This is a genomic window from Microbispora rosea (assembly GCF_044460045.1).
Taxonomy (GTDB): Bacteria; Actinomycetota; Actinomycetes; order Streptosporangiales; family Streptosporangiaceae; genus Microbispora; species Microbispora rosea.
The window spans coordinates 759328-775387 of record NZ_JBITJO010000002.1 but is presented as its reverse complement, the minus strand read 5'-3'; the positions used below and the strand labels follow the sequence as shown (position 1 = coordinate 775387).

Below are 16060 nucleotides of genomic sequence, written 5' to 3'. Positions count from 1 at the left end.
GTTGTTTTATTGCTCGCCCCGATACTGCCGCCCGGAGGGGGGAGGAGTCAACCGGATGGTTTAATTCGTGCATGGCCTACGACGCGGAGGACACCAGACGGAGGATCTTCGACGCCGCCGCCGTCGAGTTCGCCGAGCACGGCCTGGCCGGGGCCAGGGTGGACCGCATCGCCACGGCCGCCAAGGCCAACAAGCAGGCCATCTACCTCTATTACGGCAGCAAGGAGAAGCTGTTCGCCGCCGTCCTGCGGGCGAAGCTGGAGGACGTCCGCGCCTCCGTCTCCGTCGATCCCGACGCGGTGGCCGAGTCGGTCGGGCAGATGTTCGACTGGTATCGGGAACACCCGGAGCTGATCAGGCTGCTGCTGTGGGATGCGCTGGAGGTGGGCGACGAACCCGGCGAGGGCGAGCAGGAGTGGCGCGACGGTTTCCGCGAGAAGGTCGGCCAACTCATCGACGCGGGCGCGGCCGGCGACCTCGCGGAGGACGCACGGGTCCGCGCCTCCCAGGACCTGCTGTTCACCATCATGGGACTGATCTCCTGGAACTTCGCGGTGCCCCGGATGTGCCGCCTCGTTCTGGACGAGGAGACCGAGCAGGCGGCCTTGGCCCGCCGTCGCGAGACGGTGATCGAAACCGCCCGCAGGCTGGCCACCCCGCCGGAGTGAGCGGCCGTCGAAGTGAACGGCCACAGGAGTGAGCGGCCGTCGAAGTGAGCGGCCGTCGAAGTGAACGGCCGCCGGAGTGAGCGGCCGCTACTCCTCCGCGACGGGAAGGGCGACCATCTGGCCACGGGCGGCCGACAGGGCGGCGGCCTCCAGGACGGCGATGGTGTCCGCGGCGTCGCCGGGCTCGACCGGGGGCGGCGCACCGTCGCGCAGGCAGGCCACGACGCCCTCGTAGAACCGCTGGTACGCCCCGGGCTCGGTGGGGACCCGGCGGGTGTCGCCCCCGGCCCCGACCATGCCCCAGCGCTCCGGGGCCTCCACGCCCCATCCGGCGCCCGCGCCGGAACTCCCGCCCGGGCCGAAGCCGGCGGCGTCCGGGCGCTCGCCCGCACGCAGGCGTTCCTCCTGGGGGTCCAGTCCCCACTTGACGTACGACGCGCGGGAGCCGAGCACCCGGAACCTCGGGCCGAGGTCCGCGGCCACCGCGCTCATCCACAGGTGCGAGCGGGTCCCGTTCCGGTGGGTCAGCGCGACGAACGCGTCGTCGTCGTTGCGCACCCCGGCCCGCCTGACGTCGGTCTCCGCGTACACGCCGGAGACCGGGCCGAACAGGCGCAGCGCCTGGTCCACCAGATGGCTGCCGAGGTCGTAGAGGGTGCCGCCGACCTCCTCCGGGCCGCCCGACTCGCGCCAGCCGCCCTTGGGCACCGGCCGCCACCGCTCGAACCGCGACTCGAACCGGTGGACCTCGCCCAGCTCGGGCAGCATCCGGCGCAGCGTCAGGAAGTCGCCGTCCCAGCGCCTGTTCTGGAAGACCGTCAGCATCAGCCCGCGGTCGCGCGCGAGCCGTACGAGGTCGCGGGCCTCGGCGGCGGCACCGGCCAGCGGCTTGTCGACGACCACGGGAAGCCCGGCCTTGAGCGCCTCGGCCGCCATGGGCACGTGGGTGCGGTTCGGCGTCGCGATCACCACGAGATCGCAGCGGTCCCACAGGTCCTCCACGGCGGGGACGACGGCCGCGCCCGGATAGACGGCGTGGACACGCTCGGCCCTGCCGGGGTCGCGGGTGACGACGGCGGCGAGGCGCAGTCCCGGCGTGGCGGCGATCAGAGGCGCGTGGAAAAAGGATCCGGCCGGACCGAAACCAGCCAGTCCGACGCGAATTTCGGGCAAATCTGAGGACGGCATGAGGCGCGGGGAGTCCTTCGGGCGGGTCGGGGCGGCGGCTTCGCGGCGGGCTTCGCGGCGGCTCAGGCGTCGCCGTCGTCCCGTTCGGCGAGGAACGCCTCGAACTGGGCGGCGAGCTCGTCACCCGTGGGCATCTGCGCCTCCTCGGCCAGCAGGCTCTCCCGTTCGGCGCCCGACTGGAACGCGTCGTACTGCTGCTCCAGGCCGCGGATGGCGCCGGCGAGCTCGTCGGACGCCGCGATCTGCTCCTCGATCTCGACGTTGGTCTTGTCGGCCGCCTCCCTGAGCGCGTCCATGGGGAAGACCAGCCCGGTGCCGCGGGTGACGGCCTCCAGCGCCGCCACGGCGGCCTGCGGGTACTCCGCCTGGGCGAGGTAGTGGGGCACGTGAACGGCGTAGCCGAGCGCGTCGTGACCCTTCGCCCCGAGCCGGAACTCGATGAGCGCGGCGAGGCTCCCCGGCACACGGACCTTGCCGAACGGGCTGGTCTGCCCGTTCACGAGGTCGGGGCGGGTGGCGTGGGCCGTCATGCCGAGCGGCCGGGTGTGCGGAACGCCCATCGGGATGCCGTGGACGGTCACCAGCCTGCCGATGTTGAGCCGGGTCACCAGCATGCCGACGGCCTCGGTGAACAGCTCCCACTCCCGGTCGGGCTCCGGGCCGCTCAAGATGAGGAACGGCGTGCCCGTGACGTCCTTGGTCAGGTAGACGGCCAGCTCAGGAGTGTCGTAGTCGCTCCAGTGATCGGTGTCGAAGGTCATCGCCGGGCGGCGGGATCGGTAGTCGATCAGCCGGTCCACGTCGAAGGTCGCGATGACCTGGTGCTCCAGTTCGGCGAGGAGGTGCCCCAGGGCGAGCCGCCCGGCGGCGCCGGCGTCGACGAACCCCTCGAAGTGGTAGAGCAGCACCGGATCGGTCAGCTCGGGCAGGTCCACGTCGAGCCGATAGAGATCCGTGGGGTCGGACACGTGTCCCAGCCTTTCTCGCGAGGTCTTTACCTACTGAACCTACGGGACCCCCGGTCGATTCCGGCCTGTTCCGTGCTCGATCCGGAGGGGTAGCGGCGACCTTACCGTTGGACTATGGGGAACATGGAGCCGGACCCTGAGATGGAGGAGTTCGCCACCAGGCTTTTCGATCTCGCGAGGTCGGGGCGGACCGAGGCGCTGTGCGCGTACGTCGACGCGGGCGTGCCCGTCGACCTGCGCAACCAGAAGGGCGACACCCTGCTCATGCTGGCGGCCTACCACGGGCACGCCGCCACCGTGCGCGCCCTGGGCGAGCGGGGTGCGGACCCCGACCTCGCCAACGACCGCGGGCAGACCCCGCTCGCCGGCGCGGTGTTCAAGAAGGAGCCCGAGGTCGTGCGGGCGTTGCTGGAGCTGGGAGCCGACCGCTACGCCGGGACGCCCTCGGCTGTCGACGCCGCCCGCATGTTCGGGGACGCGGAGATCGTCACGCTCATCGAGGGCTCATCCGGCTGAATAGATCTGTCTGGATAGATCTATCTGGCCGGTGTGTCCGTAATTATGGCAAGGCTGGCGCCGATCATCTGCTAGGACCATGCTTGTCGGATGGCTACTGCGAAAGCGGATTCCCTCAGTGGGAGCCCCCTCCGCCTTCCCTCGCTCACCTGCCCCTTCCCGAGTGCGGTGAACCCGCACGTCGACGAGGTGAACCGGGACACGCTGGCCTGGCTGGCCGCCTCCGGCATGATCGCCGACGACGGCCAGCTTGAGCGTTTCCGGCTCGCTCGTTACGGATGGCTCGGCGCCCGGACCTACCCCTACGCCTCCCAGGAACTGTGCCAGCTCGTCACGGACTGGTGCGTGTGGCTGTTCGCGTTCGACGACGCCTACTGCGAGTCGGACCGGCGGGCGGCCGAGATCGCCCGGGCCCTGCCCCAGCTCTACAGCGTCGTCGAGGACAACGAGGGGGGCGAACCGGTCGAGAACGTCTTCGCCCGCTCGCTCCTCGACATCAAGACACGGATCAGGAAGAACGGCACCGCCGACCAGCTCGACCGGTGGCGCGCGACGATCAAGGACTATCTGTTCGCCCAGGTCTGGGAGGCCGCCAACCGGGAGGACGACGTCGTCCCGACCATCGACGACTACATCTTCATGCGCCGCAGGACCGGCGCGATGCTCACCGTCTTCGCGCTGATCGACGTGGCCGCGGAGGTCTGCCTCACCACGGACGAGTGGCGCCATCCGGTGGTGCACGAGATGACCGAGCACGCCAACGACGTGGTCGTCTGGGACAACGACCTCATCTCGTACGCCAAGGAGCGGGGCGAGGCGAACATCCGCAACAACCTCGTCAGCGTGCTGGTCGGGCACACCGGGTGCACGGTCCAGGAGGCGATGGACCGGATCGGCGCGATGCGCGACGAGGCGGTCGCCGCGATGGCGGCGCTCGCCCCTGCCGCCGAGGCGCTCGGCTCGCCCGCCGTCGACGCGTACGTGAGAGGCCTGCAGTACTGGATCAGCGGCAGCGTGGACTACTCGCTGACCAGCTCCCGGTATTTCGGCGCCTGGCAGTGACCACCCATCGGCGATCGGGGGCCGCGGTGAACCCGGTCAGTCCAGGTGGAAGTCGTCGAGGTCGTCCAGCGCGTACTCGACGAGGTCGCCCAGGCTGAACCGGGTCCCGGCGGTGTACGCCTCGTCGTAGGCGGCGTCGCCGATCAGCTTCTTGCACTCCTTGACGCACTGCTCGTGCTCGGTCGTGAAGAACGGCGACCCGAACTGAGGCAGCCCGAAGGTCCGCCAGTTGGCCTGGGCCGCCCCGAGGAGGGTCGCCGTCCGTCCCGGCTCGCCGGCCTCGAGGTTCAGGGTGGCGAGGTTGTCCACGCACAGGACGATCCCGAGCACGTCGTGGAAGTGCCGCTTGATGCGCAGCGCCTCCTTGCACGCCACCAGCGCCTCGTCGCGTCTGCCGGTCGCACGGTGGACGAGGGAGGAGACGTACCAGGAGTAGGACCGCAGCCACAGCTCGCCGCGCTCCTGGCAGACCTGCAGGCAGTCGGCCAGGAGCGTCTCCGCCTCCTCGAACTCGCCCTGCGCGAACAACACCATGGACAGCTCGACGATCGCGGGCAGCAGGCCCGGGTTCAGCTCCCGGCCGCCGCGGTGGAACTCGATCGCGACGCCGAGCAGCGCCGTCGCCTTCTTCGCGTCGCCCTGCAGCATGGCCGCGGTGCCCTGCATCTTGGTGGCCAGCAGCACCGCGCCCGAGTCGCCCACGCGCACCGCGTCGGTGCTGCACTCCTCGGCCGCGGCGAGCGCGCCCGCCATGTCGCCCTGGGCGCTGCGGATGTAGGCCAGCACCCACAGGGCCTTGCAGCGCTCCTTGCTGGGCGAGGGGCTGATCTTGAGCGCGCGCTCCAGGTAGACCACGCCCTCACGGGCGAAGCCGCAGGCGACCCACAGGAACCACAGGGCCGACAGCAACTGCAGCCCGACGCGTTCCTCGCCCGGCGTCGAGAGGCAGTAGTCGAGCGCGACGCGGATGTTGTCGTGCTCCTGGCGCATCCGCGTGTACCAGTGGACCTGGCGCGGTCCCGACCACGAGTGCTCGCTGCGCTCGGCGAGCTGCAGGTAGTAGTCGCGGTGGCGGCACCGCAGGTCCTGTGTCTCGCCGAGCTTGTCCAGCCACTCGCCGCCGTACTGCCGCAGCGTGTCGATCAGCCGGTAGCGCTGCCCGGCCGGGGTGGGGAAGCTCAGCAGGACCGACTTGTCGACCAGGCCGCCGATCACGTCGAGGATCCGCTCGGACGGCAGGGCCTCGCCGGCGCAGACGCTCCGGGCCGCGTCCAGGTCGAAGTCGCCGGCGAACACCGACAGCCGCGCCCACAGCAGCCGCTCGGCCGGTTCGCACAGCTCGTGGCTCCACCCGATCGCCGCGCGCAGCGTCTGGTGCCGCGGCAGCGCCGTACGGCTGGCCCCGGCGAGCAGGCTGAACCGATCGGCGAGCAGCGCGAGGATCTGCTCCACCGACAGCGTGCGCAGGCGTACGGCGGCCAGTTCGATGGCCAGCGGGATTCCGTCGAGACGGCGGCACAGCTCGGCGACGGCCGTGATGTTGTCCTCGTCCACCACGAAGTCGGGCACGACGGCGGAGGCCCGGATGCCGAACAGCTCGACGGCCTCGTTGGTGAACGGATTCTCCGACGGCTTGTCGCCGGGCACCGTCAGCGGCGGCACGGCGGCCGTGTACTCGCCCGGCGCGTTCAGCGACCGCCGGCTCGTCGCGAGGATGCGCAGGTGCGGCGCGGTGTTGAGCAGATCCTGGGTGAGCTGGGCGCAGGCGTCGACCAGGTGCTCGCAGGTGTCCAGGATGAGCAGGAGCTCCCGGTCGGCCAGCCATTCGGTGAGGGTGGCCGACCCCTCCCGCGGCGACTGGTCGGCGATGCCGAGCGCGGCCGTGATCGTGTGGTAGACCATCGCGGGGTCCTGCAGCCGGGCCAGGTCGACGTACCAGACGCCGTCCCTGAACTGGCGCCGCACCTGATGCGCGACACGCAGCGCGGTGCGGGACTTGCCGACCCCGCCGATGCCCGTCACGGTGATCAGCCGGTGCTCCTGCAGCTTCTGTCGCAGCGACGCGAGCAGCCGCGTGCGCCCGACGAAGCTCGTCAGCTCCACGGGCAGGTTGCCCTCTTGCCGCCATCCTGCTGGCGTTGCCATGCCGCCTCACGGGGGGTTCGTCCGGCGTGCTCCCTGCTCCCGCATCGTACCTTTGCGTGCGGTTGGCTGTCCGGTGGTACGGGCGTGACGTTTGCCCGGCGATGAGGCGGCGTGATCTCCCCTCGGCGGAAGGAGTCCCAGCGCCGCCCGGCCGTCGCACGGACCCCAGAGCCGCGCCCGGCGCTCGCCCGGGACGCCGCGGCTGTCCCGCTCCCGTAGCTCCGTGGCGCCGCGGCTGCGTGGCTCCGCGGCTCCCGGACGGAGCCAGTAATATTGGCGGCGTGAGTGCGCAGCATCCGGATGACATGCGTCCGGTGGACCTCTTCGACGAGGGGCTGCCGGTGCTGCCCGACCAGACGAGCGACGACACCGACCTCGGGTGGGGCGACTGGCGCTCCGACTCCGACGTCTCCCACCTGCTGGAGGAGCGCCCGCCGCACTGGGGCTAGCTCTGGGCTAGCTCAGGACCGGGGCGCCAGCTCGAACCACACGGCCTTTCCCCTGCTCGTCGGGCGTACGCCCCAGGAGCGGGACAGGCACTCGACGATCAGCAGCCCCCGGCCGCCCTCCGCGTCGTCCGGCGATCTGTCGCGGGGCCGCAGCGGAACGGGGGCCTCGTCCTCGACCTCGCACCGTAGGACGCCGTCCCGCAGCACGAGCGCGAGGACCGGTTCGCCCCGCCCGTGCCGCACGGCGTTGGCGACCAGTTCGCTGACGAGCAGTTCGGCCGCCTCGGCCACCTCGCCGTCCGCGCTGCCCGTCCAGTCCCGTAGCACGGCGCGGACGAGCCGGCGTGCCCGGCTCGTGGACGACGGGACGGCGGGGAGGACCCACGAGGCCCGGCACGCCCCGGGCACGCTGTCGCCGTCCGCGCCGTCCGGCGCGGCGAGAGGCGGTTCCCCCGGCAGGGCGCCGTACGGCCGCCGGGGCGCGGGCACGAGCATCGTCGCGTTCATGGGCTCACGCTGCCTGCGCACAGCGGGCCCGGTGCGGGAGAAGGCTCCGGCCGTCGGGCAGCAGTTCGCCGGTGTCCTCGAACACCACGACACCGTTGCAGAGCAGCCCCCACCCCTGCTCCGGGTGGAAGGCCACGAGACGGGCGGCGTCGTGACCCGGGGCGTACGCGGGCGGACACGGCGGGGTGTGCGGGCACATGCGTGTCACCTCGATCCATCGGCGAACGGCGGACAGCTCACGAGAGGCCGGTTCGCACTCGCTTGCACTTCACACGATTCCGGACGAAAGGCTCGCTGTCTGCGCCGGAAGCCCCCATCTCGCATGCCTGTCCGCCGGACTCCGGGATGGCGGCTACCTGGAATGACTCGGAGATGCTCCGATGTCACTCTGAACGTGTGGCCCTGCGGTGTCTCATCGTTGACGACAGCGATCACTTCAAGGAAGCCGCCCGCCTGTTGCTGGAGGCGGACGGCATCGCTGTCGTGGGCACGGCCGCCACCTTCGCCGAGGGTCTGCGGCGGTTTCACGAGCTGCGGCCCGATCTCGTGCTGGTCGACGTCGACCTGGGCGAGGAGAGCGGCTTCGACCTGGTCATGCGGCTGTGGGAGGAGGCGGAGGGCCGTCGTCCGCGGATCATCTTGATCTCCACCTACGACGAGCAGGACTACGCCGAACTGATCGCGACCAGCCCGGCCGTCGCCTTCCTGTCCAAGCCGCATCTCTCGGGCCGGGCGATCGACGACATCCTCCGGAAGGCGAACGCCTGACCGGACCGCACGGGTCCGTGCCGCGCCGGTACCGCCGGCAGACCGGTCCCGGTCACCGTTGCCTCCCTCTGGGTCCTCCTTGCCGTGGGCGGCGTCAGCGGGCGTCGAGGAACGCGAGCACCGCGAGCACGCGGCGGTGGTCGTCCTCCGTCTCCGGCAGCCGCATCCTCGCCATGATGTTGCGCACGTGCTTTTCCACCGTGCCCTCCGTGATCCACAGCTTGTGCGCGATTCCCGCGTTCGAGCGGCCCTCCGCCATGAGGGCGAGCACCTCGCGCTCGCGCTGGGTGAGCTGCTCCAGCGGATCATGCCGGCGGCGGGCGTTGATCAGTTCCGCCACGAGGCTGGGATCGACGACCGAGCCGCCGCTGACGATGCGTTTCAGTGTCCCCACGAACTCGGACACCGCGGTCACCCGGGTCTTGAGCAGATAGCCGATCCGCTGGCCTGTGGCGAGCAACTCCATCGCCTGATCGACCTCGACGTGCGCCGACAGCAGCAGGATGCCGACCTCGGGGAGCTCCGCCCGGATGACCTTGGCCGCCTCGACCCCCTCCGTGGTGTGCCGGGGAGGCATCCGGATGTCGATGATCGCGAGGTCGGGGCGGCACCGCCGTACGAGGGCGATCAGCTCGGGCGCGTTTCCCGCCTGGCCGGCGACCTCGAACCCCGATCGCTCCAACAGGCTCGCCAGCCCCTCGCGCAACAGGACGTCGTCGTCCGCCAGGACCACTCGTGCCGGGGCCTCGTTCACCGTTCCGCCGCCTTTCGCGCACGATCACGCCCGCGCAGGGACCGTACCTCGATCGTGTCGACGATCGGGCAGTCACACCATGCGCGGCCGATCAGCGTCGATGTGGTACATATGGCCGCGTAACGTTGGGTTATGCGTGCGCGATGGCTGTCGTCGCTGCTCCGGATGGCACGTCCGCCCCTTGCTCTGGGCGTCGTCGTCGGCGTCGTATGCGTGACGGCGGAGACGCTTCTGGCCCTCCTGCTGGTCAGAGTGGCCTCCATGAGTCCCCTGGGCCTAGTTTATCTGCTCGGAATTCTCCTGGTTTCGTACCTCTGGGGCCTGCCGCTCGGCGTGGCGACCGCGCTGGGGAGCGGTCTGGCCTACGACCTCTTCCTGGTTCCGCCGACGCACCAGGTCACGCTCTTCAGCAGCTGGTCGTGGATTGCGCTGCTGGTCTTCCTGGTGGTCGCGCTGCTGGTCAGCGGTGCCGCGGCGCTGCTGCGATCGCTGCTCCTGGAGGCCGACGAGCGCCGCCGCGAGGCCGACGTCAGCGCCGGCACGGCCCGTCTCCTCCTGCGTGCCGAGCAGCTGCGCGCGGCGCTGCCGGTCGTGGCCCGGCGTCTGGCGCAGGACCTCGGTCTGCCGTCCGTGGCGATCGAGCTCGGGCCGGCCGGCGGCGACCGGCGCCGCGCCGCACTGCCCCTCAGTGACGAGGGTGCCCGGTTCGGCTCGCTCGTCGTGCCCGCGGATCTGCCGCAGGCGACGCTGCGCCGCCTGCGCGAGCGCGTGGTGCCCTCACTGGAGGCGGCGCTGGTGGCGGCGCGTGGTCGTGAGGCCGTCGCCTGTGCCCTGGCGGCGAGCCGGGACGAGCTGGCCAGGGTGGCCGAGGAGCAGGCCGCCCTGCGGAGGGTGGCGACACTGGTCGCACGCGGAGTCAGCCCGACGGAGATCTTCAACGCGGTCGCCGGTGAGATGGGCCTGATCGTGAACGCGGACCACACGGCGATCGAACGATACGAGCCCGACCGTACGGTCGTCCTGATGAGCTCCTGGAGCGCGTCGAGCGGCGGGAGCCCGCCGCCGGTGGGCGCGCGCCGGCGGCTTCACGAGGATGGCCTGTCCGCCCTCGTCCTGCGATCGGGACAGCCGGGCAGGATCATGGTGGACGAAAGGACGGCCGGGGAGCTGGGCAGGTGGGCCAGAGACGAGGAGAACGGCGTCGCGATCGGCGGCCCCATCGTCGTCGAGGGACGCCTGTGGGGCGTGATGATCGCCTTCTTCCGGGGCGTGGAGCGGCAGCCGGAGGGCGTGGAGGAGCGCATGCGGGACTTCACCGAACTCGTCGTGACGGCCATCTCCAACGCCCTGACCCGCGACGAGCTCGCCGCCTCACGCGCCCGTGTGGTCGCCGCCTCGGACGAGACCCGGCACCGGATCGAGCGCGATCTGCACGACGGGGCGCAGCAGCGCCTCGTCTCCCTGGGGTTGCAGCTGCGCATGGCGGAGACCGCCGTGCCGCCGGAGTTGCCGGAGCTCAGGCGGCAGCTGTCCCACACGGCCGAGGGCCTGGCGTTGGTGCTGGAAGACCTGCGGGAGCTGTCGCGCGGCATCCACCCGGCGATTCTGTCCAAAGGTGGTCTCGGACCGGCCCTGAAAATGCTCGCGCGCCGCTCGTCCGTCCCCGTCGACCTGCGGGTGGGAGTCCGGGAACGCCTGCCGGAGCGGGTCGAGGTGGCCGTCTACTACATCGTCTCGGAGTCGCTGACGAACGTGGCCAAGCACGCGCACGCCTCGCTGGTGGACATCGACGTCCACGCGACGGGCGGAAGGGCGACGGTCGTGATCCGCGACGATGGGACAGGCGGCGCCGACCCGGCCAAGGGTTCCGGGCTCATCGGTCTCAGCGACCGCGTCCAGGCGCTCGACGGGACCATCGAGATCACCAGTCCGGCCGGCCAGGGCACCACGCTGACGGCCGTCATCCCGGTCGGCGACCGCTGACCACCCGGTCCGCGTCCGGGCTGTCGGAGCGCGGTCGCGGGTGCCCCTCAGGATCCGGCCGGGCGAGAGGGTCCGCGAGCGGCAGGCGGACGACGAAGCGGGCGCCGCCCTCCGGCGCGTCCTCCACACCGATGGTCCCGCCGTGGGCCCGCACGATCTCGCGAGCGATGGCGAGGCCGAGGCCGGGGCCGCCCCGGCCACGCGACTGGTCCAGCCGGATGAACGGCTCGAAGACCCTCCCCCGATCGGCTTCGGCGATGCCGTCGCCGTCGTCGGACACCGCGATCTCCGCGTGGGCGCCCTCCTGGCGCACCTCCACCAGCACGCTGCCTCTGGCGTGGCGCTGCGCGTTGTCCAAGAGATTGCCCAGCAGGCGGTGGATCTCGTGCTCGACGGCGTGGATCGCCACTCCGGGGATGACCCGGAGCAGCGTCGGCGTCCGGGGCGTCCGAGTGGAGACCTCCGCCAGGACCAGCTCCGTCAGGTCGGCGAGTCGTGTCCCCTGCGAGGGCATCGTCGCCGCCTTCACGAGTGTCAGCAGGTCGCAGACGACCGTCTGGAGGCGGTCCACGTCGCGCAGCGTGTGGTCGACGAGTTCGGCGAGATCCGTCTCGTCGGGGTGCAGCCGGGCCACCTCCAACTGCGTCCGCAGTCCGGCGAGGGGCGTGAGCAGCTCGTGGGAAGCGCCGGCCAGGAAACGGCGCTGCCGGTCGGCGGTCCGCTCCAGCTCTCTCCTGGCGGTGGAGAGCTGCCTCAGCACGCTCTCGGCGGCGTCCGCCGACAGGGAGTCCTGGCTCTCGTCGTGCGGATCGCGGGCGCGCCCCGACGGATCGCCGGCGGCCGTGTGGGGGTGCCGGTGCATGACGCTCACCTCATCGGTGCCGGATCGGTCGTGGTCGCCGGTGTCGTGAGCGCGGCTCTCGTTGCTTTCATGACCGTTCTCTGCATCGCGCACCTCCGGCTACACAACCGCGGTCTGTGGCAGCGGCGGTCTCGTACGTACGTCCGTCCGGGCGCGCGGTGCAGTGACCTCGTCAACAGGTCGGCCCGGCGGGCGTGCGGGCGCCGGTTTCTGGGCCCGTTCACCACAATGGCCCAGCCGGGCCCTGGCCGTCAGCCGGGTCAGCCTCCATCACGCCCTGCTGACAGCCATGCCGGGATATTCCGGCTAGCTGGAATGCCCGGGGGACGCCGGGCCGCGCGGCCCTTCGCCCGGCCCGCCGCCGCACCGGCTCCCTGGACGGCGTGCGCCATCGCGAGCACGGGGCGGCCGGCCGGAAGGCGGCGGCTCGAGGTCCATCCGTGCACTGCGCCGGCCGGGGCCCGTCAGGAGACGACGTCCCGGCGGCGGAAGCGGCGGAAGGCCAGGGCGATGAGGACCGCCGAGTAGGTCACGGAGACCGCCACACCCTTCACCATGCCGCTGTAGTCGGGCTCCGGCGCGAGCGCGTCGAGCCACGCGGAGTTCCAGAACGTGGGAAGGAACTCGCGCAGCGAGCCCAGCGCCTCGACCGCCTGCAGGATGCTGCTGACGATCACCAGGCCGACCGCGCCGCCGACCGCGCCCAGCGGGGAGTCGGTGCCGACCGACAACAGGAAGGCGACCGCGGCGACCACCAGCTGGCTGACCAGGGCGTAGCCGATGACGACGGCGAACTTGGGCAGCACGTCGGCGGCGGGGATCACCTCGCCGGTCCCCGGCACGGTGATGTCGTTCCACCCGAAGGCGAGCGTGCCGGCGAGCAGGGCCATCAGCGGGAGCACGGTCACCGCGGCGGCCGAGTACGCCAGCGCCACCACCAGCTTCTGGCGCAGCAGCCGGTCGCGGGGAACCGGCGCGGCCAGCAGGTAGCGCAGCGACGACCAGCTCGCCTCGCTCGCCACCGTGTCGCCGCAGAACAGCGCCACGGCGACGACCAGCAGGAAGTTGGCCGACACCGACAGGGCGAACGCGGCGAAGTTGAGCCCGCCCGCCGTGGCCAGATCCGACAGCCGCAGGCTGCCCTGGCCCCGCCCGGCCGGCCCGAACTGGAACGCCACCACGAGCACCCACGGCAGGGCGAGCAGCACGCCGAACATCGCCATGGTCCGGCGCCGCCGCAGCTGCCGTACGAACTCCACCCGCAGCGGCAGCGTGCGTCCGGGAGCGTAGCCGGGCGCCCGGCCCCCCGCGCCGTCCGCGCGCCTGTCCGGTCCGTCCGGTGCGTCCGGCGTGGCCCGCCCGCCGCCGGGGACGTGTTCGGTCGGGTCCGGGGCAGGTCGCTTCGCCGGGCTCAACGGTTCTCTCCGATCAGGTCGAGGAACACGTCCTCAAGGCGGGGGCCGGCGCCGTTGACGGCCGTCGCGGTGCCGAGCAGGTCGCCGACCGGCCCGGCCGACACCAGCCGCCCGCGGTGCATGACGACCACGTGGGTGCAGGTCTGCTCGACCTCGGCGAGCAGGTGGCTGGAGACGATGACGGTGCGGCCCCGCTCGGCGTACGCCTTGAGCACCCGGCGCATCTCCGCGATCTGCGGCGGGTCGAGGCCGTTGGTCGGCTCGTCAAGCACGAGCAGGTCGGGGAGGCCGAGCATGGCCTGCGCGATGGCCAGGCGCTGGCGCATGCCCTGCGAATAGGTGCGCACCGCGCGCTCCAGGGCCGCGCCGAGCCCGGCGATCTCCAGGGCCTCATCCATGTGGGCGTCCTGCGGCGGCCGTCCCGTGGCCTGCCAGTACAGCTCAAGGTTGGCCCGGCCGGACAGGTGCGGCAGGAACCCCGGCCCCTCGACGAACGACCCGAGCCGCGACAGCACCGGGGCCCCGGGGCGCACCCGGCTGCCGAAGATCCGGATCTCGCCCTCGTCGGGGTGGATGAGACCCATCAGCATGCGCATGGTGGTGGTCTTGCCCGCGCCGTTCGGCCCGAGCAGGCCGAGCACCTGGCCCTTTTCGACCCGGAACGAGAGGCCGTCGACGGCCTTCTCTCCGTTGCGGTAGCGCTTGCCCAGCCCGCTGATCACCAAGGGCACCTCGGACGGCTCGGCATCCGCCGCCGAGTCGTCGCCGGTCTCCTCGCGGCGCCTGAGCCTGCCGGTCAGCAGGAGCACGGCCGCGACCAGGATCGCGGCGAGCGGCATGGCCCACGTCCACCAGGCGGGGCCGGTGGCGGGCGTCCGCAGTGCCGCGTCCCCGGGCAGCTCCAGCGTGGGGGACTCCAGCGCGACCCGGTAGACGGCGGGGGCGGCGGGCGTGGCGTACCCGAGGTCGGTGGTGGACACCACCAGCCGCATCCGGTGCCCGGCGTCGAAGCTCCTGTCGATGGCCGGAAGCGTCACGGTGACCGGAGTGCCCGCCTCGCTCGCGGTGACCCGCAGCGGCGAGACCAGGCTCGACGGGAGCACAGGAAGCGACCCTCCGGAGACGTCGTAGAGCTTGGCGAACAGCGTGGCCTCACCCGTGCCGTACACCCTGATCGTGACGGTCGGGCTGCCGGTGACCTGGGTGGGCGCGGCCATCGGGGCGGACTCGAAGACCGCCGCCTGGCCGGGCATGTCCAGCGCGATCGACCCGCCGCCGCCGTTTCCGCCGAGCAGCCCGCCGAGGCCGGGGACCGCCGAGATCGACGACGGCGACCCGCCCGCCGGGTTGGCGATCGACTGCTGGGGGCCGTTGAGCGCGACCGTGGTGCGCTCCCCGCCCGCCAAGCCGGGGTAGCGGCCGGCGGTGGCGTGGAGGAGCACGGGACGGCGTGTGCCCGGGTCGCGTCCGCCGTCCCTGGTCACGGTGAACGCCGTCGGGTCGCCCGAGCCGGCAGAGGCCCCCTTGAGGTAGCGGTCGAACCAGCCGGTCGTACGGTCGGACAGCCAGTCCGCTTCGCCGTCGCCGCCGTCGTGGCCGCCGTTGAACCAGGCGACCTCGACCGGGGCGCCGGTGGCGGCGATGGCGCGGGCGTTCGCGTCGGCGTGGGAGAGCGGGAACAGCGAGTCGCGCTGGCCCTGGACCAGCAGCGTCGGCACCTTGATCCGGCCGGGCACCGAGACCGGACTCGACCGCCGCAGGAGATCGACCGCCTCCTTGGTGGCCCGCCCGGTCTCGGCCACCTTCTGGTACATGTCGCAGATCTGCGGCAGGAACCGCCCGCACTGGACCTGCTCGGCCCCGGGCGTCCGCCCGGTCTCCCGGCCCCCGGACGCGTCGCCGCCGGAGCCCGCGGCCGCGCCGGTGAGGCCGGCCAGACCGCCCGCGCCGAGGCCGCCGTCCGGGGCCAGCCGGTCGGCGGCGGAGCTGAAGAAGATGCCGGCCCACATCTTCTTGAAGACGCCGTTGAGCGGACCCTTGCCCGAGGCGTCGGGGAAGAGCGCGTCGGCGAGGTCGTACCAGGTGATCTGGGGGACGATCGCGTCGACCCGGCTGTCGTAGGCCGCGGCCATCAGCGCGATCGCCCCGCCGTACGAGCCGCCGGCGATCCCGACGCGAGGGTCGCCAGGGGCGTCGAGACGCACTTCGGGCCGTCCGGCGAGCCAGTCGATCAGCCGCCGAACGTCCTTGACCTCGTAGTCGGGAGAGTTGAGCGCGATCTGCCCGGTCGAGCGGCCGAAGCCGCGGGCCGACCAGGTCAGCACGGCGTAGCCCTGCTCCGCGAGCCGTCCCGCCTGCTCGCGCATGCTCTCCTTGCTGCCGCCGAAGCCGTGGGCGAGCAGCACGGCCGGAGCCCTGCCGCCGGAGGCCGGGGGATAGAAGGTGGCGTCGAGATCCACGTGCTGGTCGTCGGCCGGCCCGTCCACAACGGGGATGACCAGGTCACGCCCCTTCACCACGGAGCCGGAGGGCCACAGTGCCCACGTCACGCAGCCGGCCACCAGGATGACCAGCGTGACCACGATCGCGAGGGCACGCCGCCCACCCGGAAACGCCATGTCGCGATGCTACTTGTCTCCGCTGAGAGACCGCTGAGGAGCCCTCGCACCTGTGGATAACCGCCGCGACGGCGTGCGCGGAGCCGGTCCGCGTATGAATCGTGATGATGCATCGGGGTAATCCCTGATTGCGCCCCACCATAGGGAACGGCATCAT

The 16060-nt window shown here is 71.9% G+C and carries 15 protein-coding genes; 6 read left to right on the top strand and 9 right to left on the bottom strand.

The window, feature by feature from the left end; genetic code table 11:
• Positions 1–71 precede the first annotated feature (71 nt).
• Complete coding sequence (locus ACIBK1_RS10855) at positions 72–668, top strand: TetR/AcrR family transcriptional regulator (RefSeq protein ID WP_030505567.1); 597 nt, start codon at positions 72–74, stop codon at positions 666–668.
• An 87-nt stretch (positions 669–755) separates the two neighbouring features.
• Here the strand turns inward: ACIBK1_RS10855 and ACIBK1_RS10850 are convergent, their stop codons facing one another.
• Positions 756–1841 (bottom strand): Gfo/Idh/MocA family oxidoreductase, encoded by a 1086-nt coding sequence (locus ACIBK1_RS10850; RefSeq protein WP_396734021.1) that lies wholly within the window; start codon positions 1839–1841, stop codon positions 756–758.
• A 77-nt stretch (positions 1842–1918) separates the two neighbouring features.
• Positions 1919–2824: a proteasome assembly chaperone family protein gene (locus tag ACIBK1_RS10845; RefSeq protein WP_156080708.1), complete on the bottom strand. Its 906-nt coding sequence runs from the start codon at positions 2822–2824 to the stop codon at positions 1919–1921.
• A 114-nt stretch (positions 2825–2938) separates the two neighbouring features.
• Between ACIBK1_RS10845 and ACIBK1_RS10840 the strand changes: the two genes are divergently transcribed.
• Together ACIBK1_RS10840 and ACIBK1_RS10835 are read left to right on the top strand one after the other, a co-directional pair.
• Positions 2939–3340, top strand: a complete 402-nt coding sequence (locus ACIBK1_RS10840; protein ID WP_030505564.1) for an ankyrin repeat domain-containing protein — start codon at positions 2939–2941, stop codon at positions 3338–3340.
• A 90-nt stretch (positions 3341–3430) separates the two neighbouring features.
• A complete protein-coding gene (locus ACIBK1_RS10835; RefSeq protein WP_396734017.1) occupies positions 3431–4402 on the top strand; it encodes a 4-epi-cubebol synthase in 972 nt (323 codons plus the stop codon).
• A 36-nt stretch (positions 4403–4438) separates the two neighbouring features.
• Here ACIBK1_RS10835 and ACIBK1_RS10830 read toward each other — a convergent pair whose 3' ends face one another.
• Positions 4439–6547: an AAA family ATPase gene (locus ACIBK1_RS10830; protein WP_396734014.1), complete on the bottom strand. Its 2109-nt coding sequence runs from the start codon at positions 6545–6547 to the stop codon at positions 4439–4441.
• A 281-nt stretch (positions 6548–6828) separates the two neighbouring features.
• On the opposite strand from ACIBK1_RS10830, the gene ACIBK1_RS10825 reads away from it, so the two are divergent.
• A complete protein-coding gene (locus ACIBK1_RS10825; protein ID WP_156080707.1) occupies positions 6829–6996 on the top strand; it encodes a hypothetical protein in 168 nt (55 codons plus the stop codon).
• 12 nt (positions 6997–7008) lie between these two features.
• On the opposite strand, the gene ACIBK1_RS10820 is transcribed toward ACIBK1_RS10825, so the two are convergent.
• The gene (locus tag ACIBK1_RS10820) at positions 7009–7503 is read right to left on the bottom strand and encodes an ATP-binding protein (protein ID WP_396734011.1); all 495 of its coding nucleotides are present in this window, start codon (positions 7501–7503) and stop codon (positions 7009–7011) included.
• Between the two features lie 4 nt (positions 7504–7507).
• The gene (locus ACIBK1_RS10815; RefSeq protein ID WP_030505560.1) at positions 7508–7702 is read right to left on the bottom strand and encodes a DUF5999 family protein; all 195 of its coding nucleotides are present in this window, start codon (positions 7700–7702) and stop codon (positions 7508–7510) included.
• Between the two features lie 197 nt (positions 7703–7899).
• Between ACIBK1_RS10815 and ACIBK1_RS10810 the strand changes: the two genes are divergently transcribed.
• Positions 7900–8271: a response regulator transcription factor gene (locus ACIBK1_RS10810; protein WP_357322019.1), complete on the top strand. Its 372-nt coding sequence runs from the start codon at positions 7900–7902 to the stop codon at positions 8269–8271.
• A 94-nt stretch (positions 8272–8365) separates the two neighbouring features.
• On the opposite strand, the gene ACIBK1_RS10805 is transcribed toward ACIBK1_RS10810, so the two are convergent.
• The gene (locus ACIBK1_RS10805; protein ID WP_396734008.1) at positions 8366–9025 is read right to left on the bottom strand and encodes a response regulator; all 660 of its coding nucleotides are present in this window, start codon (positions 9023–9025) and stop codon (positions 8366–8368) included.
• A gap of 132 nt (positions 9026–9157) precedes the next feature.
• Between ACIBK1_RS10805 and ACIBK1_RS10800 the strand changes: the two genes are divergently transcribed.
• A complete protein-coding gene (locus ACIBK1_RS10800; RefSeq protein WP_396734005.1) occupies positions 9158–11008 on the top strand; it encodes a sensor histidine kinase in 1851 nt (616 codons plus the stop codon).
• Here ACIBK1_RS10800 and ACIBK1_RS10795 read toward each other — a convergent pair.
• From ACIBK1_RS10795 to ACIBK1_RS10785, 3 genes are all read right to left on the bottom strand, one after another.
• Complete coding sequence (locus ACIBK1_RS10795) at positions 10986–11870, bottom strand: sensor histidine kinase (RefSeq protein ID WP_396734002.1); 885 nt, start codon at positions 11868–11870, stop codon at positions 10986–10988. The genes ACIBK1_RS10800 and ACIBK1_RS10795 overlap by 23 nt on opposite strands.
• 464 nt (positions 11871–12334) lie before the next feature.
• Entirely contained in the window at positions 12335–13285 is a 951-nt protein-coding gene (locus ACIBK1_RS10790) for an ABC transporter permease (protein WP_081903199.1), read from the bottom strand.
• Positions 13282–15903, bottom strand: coding sequence for a CocE/NonD family hydrolase (locus ACIBK1_RS10785; RefSeq protein ID WP_396733999.1), 2622 nt, complete (start codon positions 15901–15903; stop codon positions 13282–13284). Before ACIBK1_RS10785 ends, ACIBK1_RS10790 begins: the two co-directional genes overlap by 4 nt.
• Positions 15904–16060 lie beyond the last annotated feature (157 nt).

Excerpts from the sequence above, each read along its gene's own strand:
- ACIBK1_RS10835 (WP_396734017.1), top strand. The coding sequence starts at position 3,431 with ATGGCTACTGCGAAAGCGGATTCCCTCAGTGGGAGCCCCCTCCGCCTT.
- ACIBK1_RS10855 (WP_030505567.1), top strand. The coding sequence starts at position 72 with ATGGCCTACGACGCGGAGGACACCAGACGGAGGATCTTCGACGCCGCC.
- ACIBK1_RS10820 (WP_396734011.1), bottom strand. The coding sequence starts at position 7,503 with ATGAACGCGACGATGCTCGTGCCCGCGCCCCGGCGGCCGTACGGCGCC.
- ACIBK1_RS10840 (WP_030505564.1), top strand. The coding sequence starts at position 2,939 with ATGGGGAACATGGAGCCGGACCCTGAGATGGAGGAGTTCGCCACCAGG.
- ACIBK1_RS10815 (WP_030505560.1), bottom strand. The coding sequence starts at position 7,702 with ATGTGCCCGCACACCCCGCCGTGTCCGCCCGCGTACGCCCCGGGTCAC.
- ACIBK1_RS10785 (WP_396733999.1), bottom strand. The coding sequence starts at position 15,903 with ATGGCGTTTCCGGGTGGGCGGCGTGCCCTCGCGATCGTGGTCACGCTG.
- ACIBK1_RS10800 (WP_396734005.1), top strand. The coding sequence starts at position 9,158 with ATGCGTGCGCGATGGCTGTCGTCGCTGCTCCGGATGGCACGTCCGCCC.
- ACIBK1_RS10795 (WP_396734002.1), bottom strand. The coding sequence starts at position 11,870 with ATGCACCGGCACCCCCACACGGCCGCCGGCGATCCGTCGGGGCGCGCC.
- ACIBK1_RS10830 (WP_396734014.1), bottom strand. The coding sequence starts at position 6,547 with ATGGCAACGCCAGCAGGATGGCGGCAAGAGGGCAACCTGCCCGTGGAG.